The sequence below is a fragment of the Novosphingobium olei genome (genome assembly GCF_037076535.1).
GTDB classification, from domain to species: Bacteria; Pseudomonadota; Alphaproteobacteria; order Sphingomonadales; family Sphingomonadaceae; genus Novosphingobium; species Novosphingobium olei.
Window position 1 is genome coordinate 1593803 of the sequence record NZ_AP029021.1, and the last position, 16813, is coordinate 1610615.

General features: G+C 66.9%; 14 protein-coding genes. 7 read left to right on the top strand and 7 right to left on the bottom strand.

Annotated features, from left to right (window positions below; translation table 11 throughout):
- The first annotated feature begins 144 nt into the window (after window positions 1-144).
- Both AACH40_RS07595 and AACH40_RS07600 read left to right on the top strand, forming a co-directional pair.
- Window positions 145-543: a nuclear transport factor 2 family protein gene (locus AACH40_RS07595; RefSeq protein WP_338645263.1), complete on the top strand. Its 399-nt coding sequence runs from the start codon at window positions 145-147 to the stop codon at window positions 541-543.
- A gap of 94 nt (window positions 544-637) precedes the next feature.
- Entirely contained in the window at window positions 638-1108 is a 471-nt protein-coding gene (locus AACH40_RS07600; RefSeq protein WP_169494203.1) for a glycine zipper 2TM domain-containing protein, read from the top strand.
- Window positions 1109-1192: 84 nt separating this feature from the next.
- Here AACH40_RS07600 and AACH40_RS07605 read toward each other — a convergent pair whose 3' ends face one another.
- The 6 genes from AACH40_RS07605 to AACH40_RS07630 all read right to left on the bottom strand — a co-directional run bounded on the left by AACH40_RS07605 (window position 1193) and on the right by AACH40_RS07630 (window position 8495).
- On the bottom strand, window positions 1193-1450 hold the full coding sequence (locus tag AACH40_RS07605; protein ID WP_338645265.1) for a hypothetical protein: 258 nt from the start codon (window positions 1448-1450) through the stop codon (window positions 1193-1195).
- Between the two features lie 296 nt (window positions 1451-1746).
- Complete coding sequence (locus AACH40_RS07610; protein ID WP_338645267.1) at window positions 1747-3291, bottom strand: N,N-dimethylformamidase beta subunit family domain-containing protein; 1545 nt, start codon at window positions 3289-3291, stop codon at window positions 1747-1749.
- Window positions 3292-3335: 44 nt separating this feature from the next.
- Window positions 3336-3986, bottom strand: a complete 651-nt coding sequence (locus AACH40_RS07615; protein WP_338645269.1) for a class II aldolase/adducin family protein — start codon at window positions 3984-3986, stop codon at window positions 3336-3338.
- The gene (locus AACH40_RS07620) at window positions 3979-4947 is read right to left on the bottom strand and encodes a carbohydrate kinase family protein (RefSeq protein ID WP_338645271.1); all 969 of its coding nucleotides are present in this window, start codon (window positions 4945-4947) and stop codon (window positions 3979-3981) included. The genes AACH40_RS07615 and AACH40_RS07620 overlap by 8 nt, the downstream gene beginning before the upstream one ends.
- Before the next feature lie 10 nt (window positions 4948-4957).
- On the bottom strand, window positions 4958-6226 hold the full coding sequence (locus AACH40_RS07625) for an aminotransferase class III-fold pyridoxal phosphate-dependent enzyme (RefSeq protein ID WP_338645273.1): 1269 nt from the start codon (window positions 6224-6226) through the stop codon (window positions 4958-4960).
- Between the two features lie 34 nt (window positions 6227-6260).
- Entirely contained in the window at window positions 6261-8495 is a 2235-nt protein-coding gene (locus tag AACH40_RS07630) for a TonB-dependent receptor (RefSeq protein ID WP_338645275.1), read from the bottom strand.
- Between the two features lie 141 nt (window positions 8496-8636).
- On the opposite strand from AACH40_RS07630, the gene AACH40_RS07635 reads away from it, so the two are divergent.
- From AACH40_RS07635 to AACH40_RS07655, 5 genes are all read left to right on the top strand, one after another.
- Window positions 8637-9314: a TetR/AcrR family transcriptional regulator gene (locus tag AACH40_RS07635; protein ID WP_169494209.1), complete on the top strand. Its 678-nt coding sequence runs from the start codon at window positions 8637-8639 to the stop codon at window positions 9312-9314.
- Window positions 9311-10459: an MFS transporter gene (locus AACH40_RS07640; protein ID WP_338645277.1), complete on the top strand. Its 1149-nt coding sequence runs from the start codon at window positions 9311-9313 to the stop codon at window positions 10457-10459. The genes AACH40_RS07635 and AACH40_RS07640 overlap by 4 nt, the downstream gene beginning before the upstream one ends.
- A 166-nt stretch (window positions 10460-10625) precedes the next feature.
- Window positions 10626-13109, top strand: a complete 2484-nt coding sequence (locus AACH40_RS07645; RefSeq protein WP_338645279.1) for a DUF1592 domain-containing protein — start codon at window positions 10626-10628, stop codon at window positions 13107-13109.
- Window positions 13106-14443 (top strand): DUF1552 domain-containing protein, encoded by a 1338-nt coding sequence (locus AACH40_RS07650; RefSeq protein WP_338645281.1) that lies wholly within the window; start codon window positions 13106-13108, stop codon window positions 14441-14443. The genes AACH40_RS07645 and AACH40_RS07650 overlap by 4 nt, the downstream gene beginning before the upstream one ends.
- Window positions 14436-15767: an ankyrin repeat domain-containing protein gene (locus AACH40_RS07655; protein WP_338645283.1), complete on the top strand. Its 1332-nt coding sequence runs from the start codon at window positions 14436-14438 to the stop codon at window positions 15765-15767. Before AACH40_RS07650 ends, AACH40_RS07655 begins: the two co-directional genes overlap by 8 nt.
- Here the strand turns inward: AACH40_RS07655 and AACH40_RS07660 are convergent.
- Window positions 15764-16804 (bottom strand): nucleoside hydrolase, encoded by a 1041-nt coding sequence (locus tag AACH40_RS07660; RefSeq protein ID WP_338645286.1) that lies wholly within the window; start codon window positions 16802-16804, stop codon window positions 15764-15766. The two genes, AACH40_RS07655 and AACH40_RS07660, sit on opposite strands and share 4 nt — an antisense overlap.
- Window positions 16805-16813 lie beyond the last annotated feature (9 nt).

Genomic DNA, 16813 nt, shown 5'->3' on the forward strand with positions numbered 1-16813 from the left:
CGGGTAAGAGCACGCCATGACCGCGTCGCTTCTCCCTGAAATCGCGCACTTTTGTTTGGCGAGGGAGGCCGCATGGGCCGGTTCGTGCATTTCATCTCTGAAGTCTGTCAACTTCGTCAACTTGGCCGATTTAGGAAGAGCCGCATGACCCCATCGAATCCCGCTGCCGAACTCGCCGTCCGCTCCGCCCGGGCCGCTTTCAACCGCGCCCTTGCCGAAGCCGATCTCGGCGCGATCGGTCCTCTGCTCGCCCGCGACGTGGTGCTCATCACCGGCAGCGACAGCGGCGTCGTTGCCGGGCGGCAGGCACAGCTGATAGCCTGGAAACGCGAATTTTCCGCGCGGCCGCGCACCGTCTATGTCCGCACGACGCAATCGGTCACGGCCTCCACGATCGAACCGATCGCGCTGGAACAGGGGATCTGGGAAGGCACGATCGAAGGGCAGGGGACGCTTGTCGCGGGCGGGGTCTACAGTGCCAAGTGGCGGCAGACGGACGGCGCCTGGCGGCTGATCGCCGAAATCTTCGTGACCTTGCGTTAGTATCGTTTTCGGGAACCGCGTGCGCGCACAACCATTGCCGTGACGCACCGGGCGCGGCGTTGCGCCCTAACCCTGAAAAGAAGGAGCAGGCGCCATGAAGAAGGCCCTCTTGCTTTCCGCCCTCGCCGCCGCGTCGCTGACGTCGGCCTGCACCGATACCTATGGCTACGGTGATCGCCCCGGCTACGCCAGCGACGGCTACGCCGGCGATTGGGGCTATTACGATCGCGGCTACTACGACCGCTACGGCCGCTACGACTACAACAATCCCGATCCGAACTACGGCGGTTATTACGCTGACCGTTACTACCGCCAGAGCCCGCGCTATCGCGAACGCTATCTCAGCTACAACGATCGCGTGTACCGCGGCAACGATGGCCGTTACTATTGCCGCCGTTCGGACGGGTCGACCGGCCTGATCGTCGGTGGTTTGGCTGGCGCCACGGCGGGCGCGTTGATCGCCCAGGGCGACAGCAAGCCGCTCGGCGCGATCATCGGCGCAATCGGTGGCGCGGCCGTGGGTGCTGCGGCCGATAGCGGCCGGTCGAACGTGCGCTGCCGCTAAGCCCGCAGGCTGGCCGGACACCAAGAAAAAGGCCCCTCGACTGCTGTCGGGGGGCCTTCCTCGCGGGACTGGATGAAAGCTGGATCAGCCCGGGCTGTCGTTGTTGCCGTTGTCGACGACCACCCAGGTCACCGTGGCGATGCCGGCCACGATCGCGATGATCGGGATCAGCTGCAGCGCGTTGCTGCGCACGCCGCGCACCGGAGCCTTGGTGCGGGTCAGTGCCTTCTTCGCCGGGAGAGCGTTGCCCGAACGGGTCTCGGCAGCGGAGGCGACGCCCGGAAGAACGAGCGTGGCGGCGAGCACGGCCGACAGGCCATGGCGAAGAGCCTTTGTGATCATCGAATAAGTCCCCATGTTTTTCTGATGCAGCGCAACGTAACGCTGCCTCGCTGTTCTCATCTCCCACCACTATGGTGGCAAATGCAAGCGCCTTTTTACAACCTGTTCATGATGAAAAGGCGCTGAGCTGCAGTCAAAATATTGAAATTCGAGATCTTTGGGGGTCCCAAAAGGAGAATGGGACATCTTCTTAAATTCGTATTAACCCTTTGCCTTGACTGGTTTTGCACCTGCACAGAGCAGCCGCCGGCGCAATGTCGATCCGTGACGGGAAGGCGCCGCGAATCCCCGGGCCGTCACTCGATGCCGAAGCGGCTCAGCACATTGCGGGTGATGCGGGTGACGAACGGGTCGCGGGCGGCGAGGGCATGGGCCCATTCGGTGGTGCCGCAGTTGAACACTTCGCCGCGCCCCCGCCTGAACGAGGCCATCACCGCGTGGCCGCGAATGATCCCGGGGCTGGTGGCATAGGCGGGATCGCCGAATACGTCGCGGGCGATGATGTCGAGGTTTTCGGGCGGAATGATCGGGGGGTAGGGACTGCCCGGCTCCTCCCCGAAGGCACAGGGCGCGATGGCGACGATCTCCAGGTTTTCCGGCACCCCGAGCGTCGGAACCGCGCGTGGCACCCCGTCGCTGCCGAAGGTGAAGCGGCACCCGTCGTTCTCGTAGCCCAGCAGCGGCAGTTCCGGCGCGATCAAGTCCCCATAGTAGAGATCGGTGCCCGCAAGCGACCAGTGTAAGCTGTCGTAGACCGTGTATCCGCCCTGGCCGCGCGCCGCGCACAGGCCCAGCCGATGGTAGCCGCCGAACAGGAAAGTGAGCCCGGTGATGGCCGCTTCGGGCCGCGCGAAGGCATTGTGCGACCACAGGTGCGTGCCTTGCGCTGCATCGGCGCTGGCGGCGGGATCGTCTTCGAAACCGCGCCACTTGTGGCAGATGAAGCTGCCGCCGCCGTCGTCGAAGCGGACCTTCCAGAAGGCGGTGTTACCCGAAAATATGGCAAAGTTGCCGCCGCTATCGACGTAAGCCTCGATCGCGTCGCGCTGGCCGGCGGTCCAGTATTCGCTGTGCCCGACGACCATGACGGCGGCGTAGCCATCCAGCATTGCCGGTTCGCATTCGATGTCGCGATCGGTGGCGTAATCGAGCGCAATGCCTTCGCTCTCGGCCCACTCGACGAAGCGGTGCTCCCACTTGTTGAGGAAGCCCGCCGAGCCATCGTAGGGCGTCATCTGCGCTCGCAGCCGCCAGTTTGGATCTGACGCCCAGGGCCGTTCGCCGAAACCCCGGGAGCGAAGGTTGGCAAGGCGGGGCACATCGTCAGGCGCGGCGATGATCGCCTGGGGGAAGGGGCGTCGGGTCGAAAGCACGCCGATCGCCCCCGCCATCGCATCGGGCAGGCGCTTGCGCCCGCTCATCAGCGCGCCGACGTCGCAATAGGCAGAGCGCCCGCCCCAGTAGTTGTAGGCGTGGTAGGTGTTGGTGGCGAGGACGAGCAGGGCCTTCGCCGTCTTTTCGCCCCGCGCCGGGCGGACGCAGACGAAATGGTGCCAGCGTTCGCCCGCGGCATTGGTCAGCGCCAGATCGTAGTAACCGGTCGGCCAGTCGCTGCCGATGGTGAAAGTATGCGCCAGCGGCCAGTCGCAGCCGGCGGTATCGGCATCGTCGGGCGTCGGATGATGGCCCGGTGCGATGCCCGCGACCGTGTTGAATACCCGGCGATCCGCACCGACGCGGGCGATTTCGAGCGTGCATGGCCCGCCGCTGTCGTCGCTGGCGAAGATCTGCACCGGTTCGCCCGGGCAGGCACTGAGACGGTCGGTATAGAAGGCGATCATCGAGAGCTCCCGTTCGATTGGCCGCGCGTATCCGGTGAAGCGGATCAGCCCTGTTTCTGCTGTCCGTATCGCATGAAAGCCTGGCCGATCCGCGCCATTTCGGCGTCATCCAGCAACAGCGGCCCGCCGATGGTGAGTGTGCCGCAATAGACGGCGGCCTGTTCCTCCACCTCGTCGGCCACGGCGAGCGCCTGGTGGATCGTGCGGCCGACGGCGATCTGGCCGTGGTTGGTCATCAGGCAGGCGCGGTAACCATCGAGCGTGGTGGCAATCGCCTGGGCGAGCTCTTCGGAACCGAAGGTGGCATAGGGGGCAAGCGGCACTTTGGCACCACCCGCGACCGCGACCATATAATGGACCGAGGGTATCTCTCGCCCTGCGCAGGCCAGGATGGTGGCGTGGCGCGAATGGCAGTGGACCACCGCGCCAACCTCGCCGCGCGCGAGATAGAGGCCGAGATGCATCCGCCACTCGGATGAGGGGCGCGGCCCCTGATCGTCCCAGTTGCCTGCATTGTCGACGAAGACCATCTGCTCCGCCGTCAGCCGGCCGGGGACGACGCCCGAGGGCGTGACCAGCATGCCGCCATCGACGCGGATCGAAACGTTGCCCGAAGTGCCGCGATTGAGGCCGCGCGCATCCATCTGCTGCATGACATCGACCATCGATTGCCGCAGCGCCTGTTCGTTACCCATGGGAAGCGTCCGTGGCCGTCTGGTGGGTGGCCATGAAATCGACCACGCCCTGATAGCTGGCAAGTGTTCCGGTTGTGCCGATGCCCGAGGCGACCTGCGCCGCCGTCGCGCAGGCGAACGCCATCGCATCGCGATCCGAAAGCCCGCGATGCCGCGCGGCGTGAAATCCCGCGCAGACGGAATCGCCGCAGCTGGTGGTATCGACCGGATCGATCCGCCAGGCCGGCACTTCCATCACGCTGTCGCGCGTCAACAGCGCGGCACCCCGCGCGCCGAGCTTGAACAGGCAGGCGCCGGCTCCCTTGGCGATGAAGTGATCGGCCGCGGCGCGCAGATCATCGGTCTTGCCGAACAGGACCGCCACTTCGGCCAGGCTGGGCATGAAGATGTCGACGTGTGGCAGCAGCGCGTCGAGGTCCTGCGCGGCGGCGGGCGATGGTGCGATCAGGTCGCAGGTGACGAAGGCGCCCCTGGCCTTTGCCGCGGCCAGGAACCCGGCGCCTTGCCCCGCAGTTCCGGGAAAGCCAACTGCCGCCCAGTGCACCGCCGCGGTGCGGTCGAGCGCTTCGAGCATGGCGGGCGTGACCGGTGCGAACAGGCTGGCGCCGAGCATGTGCCAGTTCGGCCGGTCGCCGTTGGGTCTGATCGGCAGCACGGTCGTCGACGTGGGCATCGCGCCGTCATCGACGAGCAGCGTGGTATCGACGCCTTCGGCTTCGAGCATCGAGCGCACCAGTTGGCCCTGCGGGTCGATTCCGACGGCCGAGCCGACGGCCGCCTGCAGCCCGAGACGCTGCGCGACATAGGCGGTGCCCGCCGCCGTCCCCGCTGGAGACAGCGCGATGCGCTCGACGATCTGGCCTTCCTCGCCCGGCAGCGACGCGACCGGATGAACGGCGATATCGAGCGTGGTGAGGCCGACCGCCATCAGGTCGATCGGGCGTGAATCGACAGCGCTCACAATGCGCCTCTCAATGCGCGCCGAACATGGCGACGAGCACCGGATGCGGTTCGAGCGAAGGCTGCCGGGCCTTGAGCGCGGCGAACGCCGCCTCTGCCGCTTCGAGAGCGAAGTCGATGTCGGCATCGGTCATCGCCGCGCACAGGAACATGTTGTGCCAGGGGTGCACATAGACCCCGCGCTTGAGCATTTCCTCGCCCCAGGCGTAGCCGGTGCGGAAATCCGGATCTTCGGCAAACAAAATCTGCGGCATCTGCACCGGGCCGCTCTGGCGCAAGGTGTAGCCGTGGCGGGCGGCCGCCGCATCGAGCCCATCGCGCCAGCGATTGCCGAGGCGGACGGTGTGTTCGAGGTAGTCGGTTTCGCGTATGATCCGCAGCGTTTCGATCGCCGCCGCCATCGGCACGGCGGAAAGCCAGAACGATCCAGTGGCGTAGATCTGGCCCGCACCATCGCGGCAGGAATCGTTGCCCAGCAGGACCGAAATCGGGTGCCCGTTGGCAAAGCACTTGCCCCAGGCGGACAGGTCTGGCTGCACGCCAAGGCTTGTCCAGCTGCTGCCGCGCGCAAGGCGGAAGCCCGCGCGCACTTCATCGACGATCAGCTTGGCGCCGGCAGCATCGCACAGTTCGCGCGCGCGGCGGGCATAGGCCGGATCGGGCAGTTCCTGATCGATGAAGGCATCGTGCTTGAAGGGCGAGGCAAAGATCGCGGCAAGGTCGTCACCCGCTTCGGTCACGGCCTTTTCCAGGCTTTCGACGTCGTTGTAGGTGTAATAGCGCAGGTGCGCGCGATCTTCGGGCACCACGCCGGCCGGGATCGGGGTGCACCACGGCACCGCGCCGTGGTAGGCGCCGGCGGCGAGCAGCACGACCTTGCGCCCGGTCTGCGCACGGGCGACGCTCATCGCCATGGTCGTGGCATCGGTGCCGTTCTTGCAGAAGATCGCCCAGTCGGCGTGATCGACCATTTCGACCAGCGTTTCGGCCAGATCGACCAGCAGTGGGGAGGGGCCGGTCAGCGTATCGCCCAGCGCCGCCTGCGCGCGGGCGGCGGCTTCGACGCGTTCGTCGCGATAGCCGAGCAGGCTGGGGCCATAGGCGCACATGAAATCGAGATAGCGGTTGCCATCCGCGTCCCAGATATAGGCGCCTTCGGCCTTGCTGAAGAATTGCGGATAGAGCGCGGGCAGCAGGCGGGTGGATTCGTGGCCGTACATCCCGTTGGGGATGACCTTGAGGGCGCGGGCGCGCAGCGCCTCGTCAGCGGAGCGGTTCATGGATGGGGTGCTCTTCGATCGTTGAAGGGGGACATCAGAACTTGAAGGAGACCTGCACGCCGTAGGTGGCCGGATCGTTGTAGTTGACCTCGTCCATCGTGATCACCGGCGAGACATAAGTGATGAAGCGCGTGTTGGTGATGTTCTTGGCCCACAGCGCCAGCTCCAGCTTCTCGTCGCGGGAGAGCCACGAGAGGCGCGCGTTGGCGAGCGCATAGGGCGCGACGCGGTTGCTGGCGAGGTTGTCGGGCGCGAGGAAGGTTTCGGACTGGAAGCTGCCGTCCATGCGCAGGCGCAGCGCACTGTCGCCGGGCAGGGGTTGGGTGACGGTGAACCCGGCCGACACGGCGACCGACGGCGCGTTGACCAGCTGGTTGCCCGAATAGTCGGCCGCGCTCAACGCGGTGAACGTCTTGTAGCGCGCGTGCAGCAGGCTGAGGTTGACGAAGGCGTTGAAGTTGCGGCTCGGCTGCGCCTGCAGTTCGGCTTCCACGCCATAGATCTCGGCATTGCCCGCATTCAGCTTGCGCTGCACCGGGATGGTGCCCGAAGTATCGAAAACGAAGACCTGCAGGTCCTTGTAATTATAGTAGAACCCGGCAGCGTTGAAGCGCAGCGTGCGGCCGAGCAACTCGCTCTTGAAGCCGGCTTCGTAGGCATAGAGCTTTTCCGAACGGAACGGCTTCAACTGAGCCGGATCGGACGAGGACCCGCCCGCGAAGCCGCCGCTGTTGTAGCCCTTCGATGCGCTGGCATAGAGCAGCACGTCGCGGCTCGCCTGGTAGGACACCGCACCGCGCCACGACAGGTCGTGGAACGTCTTCGACCCCGTGAAATCGAGCACGGGGACGAAGATCACGTCGTCGAACGCCGAATGGAAATCGAAGTCGATCTTGTCGGTCGAATAGCGCAAGCCGCCGGTGACGGTCAGCTTGTCGGTGAGCTTGACGTCGGTCTGCGCGAAGGCAGCCCAGCTCTCGGTCTTCTGCGTGTAGGGGAAGGCGAAGTTGCCGATCGAGTTGACCGGATCGAACGTGCCGAGCAGGTCATTGGGATCGCGGAACACGCGCAGGATGTCGTACGAGCTTTTTGTCACGAGGTTGTCGTGGAAGTAGTAGCCGCCGACGATCCAGTTCACCTTGGTGCTGTCGCGCGATTGCAGGCGGATTTCCTGGCTGAACTGGTCCGGCCGGTCGATGTACGTGGCGGTCAGGACATTGTTGGGGCTGGCGTCGGTATCCTCCAGCGTCTTGCGGCGGACTTGTTCATAGGCGCTGATCGACGTGAGCGAGACCTTGTCGAACTGGACGCTGGCGGTGAGCGAGGCACCGAACACGTCCACCCGTTCCTTGCCCTCGACGTCGTAGTCGCCTGCGTTCAGGTTGTTGTCGGTATCGGCATAGCCGAGCCCGTCGAGCGGCACGCCGCTGGCGCTGAAGTTGGGGTTGCCGGCGAAATCGACGCCCTGGCCGCGATGCTGGAATTGCCGCGCGCCGCCCCGGTTCTGGCCGCCATGCACGATGGCGCGGACCAGCACGTCACTGTTCGGGGTAAAATCGACGATGGCGCGGCCCGCCCACATGTCGAGATCGTTGAGCTTGTGACCGGTCACGCGGTTGAGCAGCCAGCCATCACGTTTGAGATAGGTGCCCGAAACGCGGGCCTTCAGCACATCGCCCGCGATCGGGCCGCCCACGCCGCCTTCGAGCTGGATCTCGTTGTAGCGGCCATAGGAGGCCGAACCGTTGGCGGTGAAGGTGTCGGTCGGCTTGCGCGATGTGAAGCGGATCGCGCCTGCGGTGGTGTTGCGGCCATAGAGCGTGCCCTGCGGCCCTTTCAGCACTTCGATGCCATCGCTGTCGAAGACGTTGAACAGCTTGCCGGCATTCGCGCCGAGGAACACGTCGTCGACATAGACGCCGACTGCGCCGGTGGTGTTCGAGTTGAAATCGCCGATGCCGACACCGCGCAGGAACAGCGATGTGGTGGTGGCCGCCGTGCCCGCCTGCGAGGAAAGCCCGGGGACGAGCAGCGACAGGTCGCGCGGATCGCGGATGCCGGCCTGCGACAGGGCCTCGCCGCTGATGGCAGCGATGCTGATCGGCACATCCTGCACGTTCTGGGCACGCCGCTGGGCGGTGACGACGATTTCGCCGAGGCCCTCGCTTTTCTGGGGGGCGCCTTCAGGGGGAGCGGCTTCCTGCGCCTGTGCGGCGAGAGGGGTTAGAGCCAGCAACGAAACCGATAGCAGGGCAGCAACGCGCATCATCGTCATTCCCTCATTGCCGTTTTCGACATTTGTCGCATTAGGAGTGACCGAATCTCGAAATGTGTCAAGTTTGAAAATTGGCGAGATAATTTTTTCGGACAGATGATTGATTTTCGCGCGGTCCCGTAGGATCGTGCCACCATGACCGAAGGACGCACCGCAGAGCGGGGATCGACCCGCGCCGACATCCGCCGCCCGGCGCAGAAGCGCAGCAAGGCGCGTTTCGAGGCGATCCTCGACGGGGCCGAGCGCCTGCTGGAAAAGGTGCCGACCGCGGCGCTCAGCATTCACGCGATTGCCGCCGAAGTCGGCATCTCGCCGCCGTCGATCTATCACTTCTTTCCCGAACCCCAGCTCGTCTTCAGCGCGCTGGCCGAACGCTACCTGACGCGCTTCGAGCAGTCCGTGCTGGCCGATCCGCCAACCGAGGTGGAAAGCTGGCAGGACCTGCAGACGCGGCAGTTCCGATCGGCGCAGCGCTGGTTCAACGCCCATCCTGCGGCGCGGCAGGTGCTGTTGGGCGGGCCGGCCTGGTCGCCCGACATCGGCATCCAGGATCACGACAGCAATTACGTCACCGCTGGCCGGATGCTCGAGCTGCTCGATGCGCTGTTCGTGCTGCCGGAAATCCCCGATCTGCGCGACAGGCTGGTGGAAGTCATCGTCATCAGCGACGCTATCTGGTCGCTTTCGGTCCATCGCCATGGCCAGATTACCGACGCGATGGAGGAACAGGCGCGACGCGCGCGCATCGCCTATTCCCGCACGTTCCTGCCCGAATACCTGACGCGGCGCGCGCCGGTGGACGCCGCCGAATGAGGGGTGCGGTCCGCGGCATCGGCGGCGGCGTGCTGACCGTGGCGCTGACCATCGGCTCGGTCGGGCTGCTGGTGCTGGGGCTGCAGCCGCTGCTGCTCGGCGGGCTGGTGCTCGAACGCCGCATTTCCGAAGCGGAGATCGGCAACCTCGTCACCGTGGAGATGCTGGCGATCGCGCTTGGCTCACTGGCCGGCGTCTGGCTGTTCCGGCGGGCCAATCCGCGCGCCGTGGCGATCCTTGCGGCAATCGGTCTCGCCGCAGTGGACCTGCTCTGCATCGGGGGCGGGCATGACGCCTGGCTGCTGCTGCTGCGCGGCGCGGCCGGCCTGTGCGAAGGCGTGCTCGTGGCGGCGGCGCTGGTGGCGATTGCCCTGTCCGCGCATGTAGAGCGCGCAAGCGCGCTGTTTCTGGCGGGGCAGACGCTGCTGCAGGCCATTGTCGCCTTTACCCTGCCGTATGTCGAAGGCGCGGGGTCTGCTGCGGATCATGTGTTCGCAGCGCTTGCCGGCGCGGCGGTGCTGGCGGCGCTTCTGGCCCTGGCGGTGCCATCGACGATGCGGCCGGTTGCTGCCGACGAGAGCGGCGGCGCGCTTTCGACCGCGAGCCTTGTGGCGCTGTGCTGTTCGGGGCTCTTCCTGGGAGCGATCGTCACGACCTGGAGCTATCTTGGCATCTGGCTCGCCAAGAATGGGCATTCGGCAAAGTTCGAGGGGCTGATCGTCGCTTCCTCGCTGGTCGCGCAGATCGCGGGGGCAAGCATTGCCGCGCGCTGGGGCGAGCGGTTGCATTACCGTACGGCGATCGCCGGGGGCGCGCTTGTCGCCGGGTTGCTGATCGCCGGGTTCTTCCTGGCGCGCGAAAGCAGCGCGGGGCTGGTGCTGGTGGGCGTGTGCTTCGGCTTCGTCTGGCTGTTCGTGCCGCCCTTCTTCGCAGGCTGGCTGATCGAGATCGATCCCGCCCGCCGCGCCGTGCTCTATCTCACTGCGTTCCAGCTGGGCGGTGCGGCCTTCCTTCCCTCGGCGGCGGCGCTGCTGGTGGATCGCTGGTCGGTCGATGCCGCGCTGTGGTCCAGCGGCGGGATCTTCATCCTTCTGTCGCTGATCGTCTATGCGGCAACGGCCGGGAACAGGCGCGCAGCGGCCTGATCCGCGCGCGCCTGCGCTCTACAGAGCGTTTTGCTGCAAGTGCGCACATTATCGCGACGCGACGTGATGTTAATGGCAATGGACGCTCCTGCTGCCCCGTCCTAGTCCCCGAACCCGGGTCGTAACAGGCGCGGATGCGCGCCGGCTTTCCGTTCGGGGCAGTTCATTGATCAAGCCAGTCCGCCGCGCAGTTCTTGGTCGCGCGCTGCTTTTCGCAAGCGCGCTGACCGCCGCGACGTCCGCCCTTGTCGCCACGCGCGGCGCGGGCGCGGTAGAGACCGACGGCACGATGCTGGCCGCCGCCGCGCGGATCGAACCCATGCTCGATACCTACTGTTCGCGCTGCCATAACGACGTCGACAATGTCGCCGGGCTGTCGGTTGCCGATCTGAAGGTCGAGGACTTGCGCACCGGCCGCAATGCCGAGGCGTGGGAGAAGATCCTGCGCCGCGTCGCCTCGGGCGAGATGCCGCCGCATTCCAAGCCCCAGCCCGATCCGCAAATGCGCGCCGCCTTCGTCGATTTCCTCGATGCGAGCAGGGCGAGCTTCGTCGCGGCGAACCCCGATCCTGGGCGCAGCGTGCTGCGGCGGCTCAACCGCGCCGAATACGCCAACGCAGTGCGCGATCTGCTTGGCGTAGAGGGCGATTTCGCGCGCGAGCTGCCGGCGGACAATTCGGGATTCGGCTTCGACAACATCGCTGATGTGTTGAGCGTTTCGCCAACGCTGATGGAGCGATACGTCGCCGTTGCCGGAAAGGTCGCGCGGCAGGCGACCGGGCTTACCGCCAAGCGCGACTACGTCACCACGTTCCAGGTGGCGAAGGACGGGTCGGTGATGAATTCGGGCATTCCCGCCTACAACGAGCGCGCGGGCGCGGACCTGCCGCTGGCGTCGCGCGGGGGGATCGCGGTGCGCTATAACGCGCGCTACGACGGCAAGTACGACATCGCCGCCTGGCTCAATTCGAACACCAACAACGAAAGCGACCGGCTGATCGAGGACCGCTATGTGGCGCGGGTGCCGATGAAGGCCGGGCCGCACACGGTCAGCATGGCGTTCCGCCGCCAGACCTGGCCCGACGAGACGGTGCAGACGCTGCGCAACGACACGTCCTACGTGCCGCTGCCGATCGACAAGCCGGCGCTGCTGCCGCTCGACGTGTGGGTCGATGGCGTGCGGGCGAGCACGCTGATGGTGCCATCGTGGCGGATGCATCCGCGCTATTCGCAGCGCAACTTCCCGCGCGATCTGCTGCAACTGGACGTCGCCGGCCCCTTCGAGGCCAAGGGCCTTACCGAAACGCCTTCGCGCCGGGCGATCTTCACCTGCACGCCCCGCTCTGTGGCGCAGGAAGAGCCGTGCGCGCGGCAGATACTCGGAACGCTCGCACGGCGCGCGTGGCGGCGCCCGGTCAGCCCGGCCGATGTCGCGCCGCTGCTGGCCATCTATAACGGAGAGCGCAAGCGGTCGGACTTCGGGCACGGGATCGAGGCGGCGATCGAGGCGCTGCTGGTCTCGCCGCGCTTTCTGTTCGTGGTGGAAAGTCCGCCGCCGGGCACGCCAGCGGGCGCGGCCTACCCGGTTTCGGACGTAGACCTTGCCACGCGGCTTTCGCTGTTCCTGTGGAGCTCGATCCCCGATGAACGCCTGCTTGCGCTCGCCGAGCAGGGCAGGTTGCGCACGCCCGCGGTGCTCGATGGCGAGATCGCGCGGATGCTGGCCGATCCCAGGGCAGGCGCGCTGACCGACAACTTTGCCGGTCAGTGGCTCTACTTGCGCAATCTCGACCAGCAGCGCCCCGACATTACCGTGTTCCCGCAGTTCGATCACCGCCTGCGCGAGGCGATGGCAACCGAGACGCGGATGTTCTTCGCCAACGTGCTGTCGGCCAACCGGCCGGTGACCGATTTCATCCGCTCGGACTACACGTTCCTCAACCAGCGGCTTGCCGAGCACTACGGGATTGCGGGCGTGCGCGGCCCTGCCTTCCGCAAGGTGGCGCTCGATCCGGCATCGCCGCGCGGCGGGCTGCTGGGGCAGGCTAGCATCCTGACGGTGACGTCGTATGGCAACCACACTTCTGTGGTGAAGCGCGGCAAGTGGATCCTCGACAACATGCTGGCATCGCCGCCGCCGCCGCCGCCGCCGGACGTTCCCGCGCTCAAGACTGAGCACGACGGCCGCTTGCTTACCGCGCGCCAGCAGCTCGAACTGCATCGCGCCAACGCATCGTGCGCCGCTTGCCACATGAAGATGGACCCGCTGGGCTTCGCGCTCGAGAATTTCGACGCGGTGGGCGCCTGGCGCACCAGCGACGCCGGGCAGGCGATCGACAATACCGCCACGCTGCCGACTGGCGCGAACATCGCGGGCGTCGGCGGCCTGCGCGACGTGCTCATGGCGCGGCGCGACGAATTCGCGCAGGCTTTTACCGAGCGGCTGATGACTTATGCCCTGGCACGCGGGCTGGGGCCGCAGGACATGCCGGCGGTGCGCGCCATCGCCCGGCAGGCGGCGCGCGACGACTATCGCGCGCAGACGATCGTGCGCGGGATCGTGACGAGTCCGGGATTCACCATGCGCAAGGCCGCGATGAGCGTCGCCGCCGCCACTCCGGGCGCAGCATCGGGCAGGAGAGCGAAGTGAGGATCATCCGCAAGCCCCTGTCACGCCGCACCGTCCTGCGCGGCGCCGGCACGGCCATGGCGCTGCCGCTGCTCGAAGCGATGCTGCCGAACAGTGCCATGGCGGATACGGCGCAGCGGCCGAAGCGGCTGCAGGTGTTCTATACCCCCAACGGCATGACGATGGACGCGTATCGTCCGGCGACAACGGGGCGCGACTATGCGTTGCCACCCACGCTGGCGCCGCTCGCCCCGCATCGCGACAGCATGGTCGTGGTGTCCGGGCTGGGCCATCCGCAGGCGGCGGCGATGGGCGATCGTCCGGCGGGTCACGGCCGGTCGTGCCCCGCGTTCCTGACCGGCGCCCACGCCAAGCAGACCGAAGGGCCCGATATCCGCTGCGGCGTGTCGATGGACCAGGTTTTCGCCGCGCATCTGGGCGATGCGACGCAGATCCCTTCACTCGAACTGGGGATCGACCAGGCGAGCCTGCTGGGCAGCTGCGACATCAACTATTCCTGTGCCTACACCAACGGCATTTCCTGGCTGACGCCCACCGTGCCGCTGCCGGTCACCGCCAACCCGCGCGACGTGTTCGAGCGCCTGTTCGGCGATGGCGAGGCGCTGGATGCGAAAAGCCGCACCGCGCAGGCGCGGCGGCAGACCTCGATTCTGGACTTCGTGCGCGAGGATGCGGCGCGGCTTTCGGGTGCGCTCGGTGTTGAGGACCGGCACAAGCTCGACGAATATCTCGAAGCCTCGCGCGCGATCGAACGCCGCATCCAGCGAGCCGAAGCCGGGCCCGCCGTGGTGCAGACCGGCCTGCAGCAGCCGGCGGGCATCCCCGCCACCTTTGCCGACCATGTGCGCCTGATGATCGACCTGCAGGTGCTGGCGATGCAGGCCGACCTGACCCGCGTGGGCACGTTCATGATCGGGCGCGAGATTTCCAACCGCACTTATCCCGAAATCGGCGTGCCGGATTCGCACCATATGCTGAGCCATCACGGCAAGAACCCGGACAAGATGGCCAAGCTGGCGCAGATCAACCGCTATCACATGGGATTCTTCGCCTACGCGCTGCAGCGGATGAAGGACACGCGCGATGGCGCGGGCTCGCTGCTCGACAGCACGCTGGTGATCCGCGGATCGGCGTTCGGCGATTCCAACGATCACGACTTCATGGATCTGCCGGTGATCGTCGCCGGCGGGCTGGTGAAGGGCGGGCGCCATGTCGAAGTGGCCAAGGGCACTTCGATGTCGAACCTGATGCTCGCCGGGCTCAACCTGCTGGGCGTCCAGACCGACAGGTTCGGCGACAGCACCGGCCCCTTGCGGGAACTCACCGATGCGTAGGCTGCTGCTGGCGGTGGCCTTGTCGGCGAGCGTTACGGCCGGTGCCGCGCACGCGCAGGACGATCGCGTGGCCGATGCGATTGGGCGCGACGATGTGGCCGCGCTCGGGGCGGCACTCGCCGGGGGCGCGGATGCGAACCAGCGGCTCGCCTATGGCGAAACCCCGCTGGCGCGCGCGGTGGAGGTGCAGGACGCCGACCTTGTGCGCATGCTGCTGGCCCATGGCGCGAAAGCCGGCGTGGCCGATGCCTCGGGGCTCACGCCGCTGGGGCTTGCCTGCGAACGCGGCGATCCTGGGATCGTGCTGGCGCTTGTCGACGCCGGCGCCGATGTGCACCGGGCCTCGGCGGAGGGCGCCTGGCCGCTGGCGCTGTGCGCGCGCTTTTCGACCCCCGCCACGGTCCGGGCGCTCCTAGATCGCGGCGCCCCGGTCGAAAGCCTTGACCCGCGCGGGCAGACCCCGCTGATGTGGGCTGCCTCTGCCGGACAGGCTGAAGCGGTGGCGATCTTGCTAAAGGCCGGCGCGAAGGTCGAACGGGAAGCGAAGGGCGGCTTCACCCCGCTGTTCTTCGCCATTGCCGGCGGCAACCCTGCAGTGTTCGATGCGATCGTCGCGGCCGGTGCCGACATCGCCCGCCGGGGGCCGGAAAACACCAGCGCGCTGCAGATGGCGCTCTACCAGAAGAACTGGGCCGTGGCGCAGAAGCTGGTCGAACGCGGCGGCGATCTGGCCGAGATCGACCGCAACGGCAACCGCCCGCTCCACGTCGCCGCTGCCGCAGGGGCGGACGCGCTCGTCGCCGCGATGCTGGCACACGGGGCCGATGCCAATGGCCTGACCGGACCCTCTCGGATCACCTGGGTGACCGAGGCGAACTTCGGCGTGCCGCCGCCGCCCGTTCCGCCGACGCCGCCGTTGCTGCGTGCGGCGCAGTCGGGACAGGCCGCGGTCATGCGGCAACTTGTCGCAGGCGGCGCCGACAAGACCTTCGTCGCCGCGGACGGGACCAACGTGCTGCTGGCCGCAGCTTCCAGCCAGAGGCCGGAGGCGCTGGCGATGGCCATCGAACTTGCCGGCAATGTCGACGTGCAGGACGCGAACGGCCAGACGGCGCTGCACCGCGTTCTGGATGGAGGCTACCACCCGCAGCAGGGCGCGATGCTGAAGCTGCTGGCAGACCATCGCGCGAGGACGGACGTCGCGGACAAATCCGGTCGCACCGCGCAGCAGGCCGCAGCCGGTGCTATCTCCGAGGTCAAGGCGGCGTATTTTCAGGCGTTTCCCACGGCCGATCCCGGCGCAAGACTGCCTGCCGCGCGCTAGGTCCCGGAGGCGGACCGAGAGCGCCCATCATGGGCGCGGATGCGGGCAAACATGCTGCGGAACGTCAGCCCCGCATCGATCCGCGTATAGACGCGCATCGGCCTGCCGCCGGGATTGGCCCGATATTCGCCCGAAGGTCCGAGCCGGGGGGTGGGCATGGTGACATAGTCGCTGGATGCCGCGTCGGGCTGGAACGGCGTTTGCAGCGCCGTCAACGTGACCAGCGGGCTGTCACCGAGCACGTAAGTCTCGGTTCGAGGAAGCGTTTCGGCGACCGCCGGGGGCATGGAATCCAGTTTCCCCAGCAATGCTTCAAGCTCGCCATGGAGGTAGGCGCCCAGTGGGCCGCTGCTGGCGAGCGCGCGGATTTCGGCGATATCGACCAGCATCTGCCGATAGGCGTTGCGCGGCACCTGCCAGATTTCGATGTCGCTTTCGTTGAAGATGACCTGCGCGGCCAGGGGATCGATCGTCAGATTGTATTCGACTTCGGGCGGTCCCGGCAGCACGGGGCCAAGCCCTGCGTGCTCGTTGCCGCCGATCCAGATCAGCTTCAACCGCTTGCCGATGCGCGGATCGGAGCGCCAGGCGCGGGCGATCTCGGTCAGCCCGGCGCCGGCGGCATAGATCAGCGGTTCGCCGGTATCCTCGCGCAACGCTTCGCGCACGATTGCGCTGGTGGCCGGGCTGCTCGTGCGATCCTGCAGCGAGGCGAGGGCGGTCTCTCCGCCAGCGATCACCGGCGTCTGCATGCCAAGCAGGGCAAGCAGGTCTTTGGCCTTGTCGGCAGCATTGCGGGCCTGCCGACTGCTCGGATCGAAAGGCGATCCGGGCTGAAGATGCGTGCCGACGATGAGCGTGGTCCGGGTTGCCGGGCACAGCAGTTGATGGGCAAGCTGGAACAGCCCGTCCGGATCGCCACCGAAATCGTTGTCGACGATAAGACGGGCAATCGCGGGCCGTTCAGCGAACGCCGGCATTGCGGCGAGGCCGGCAAGCAGGGCGCCGGACGTGCCGAGAAATGACCGTCGATCCACGCGCAACTC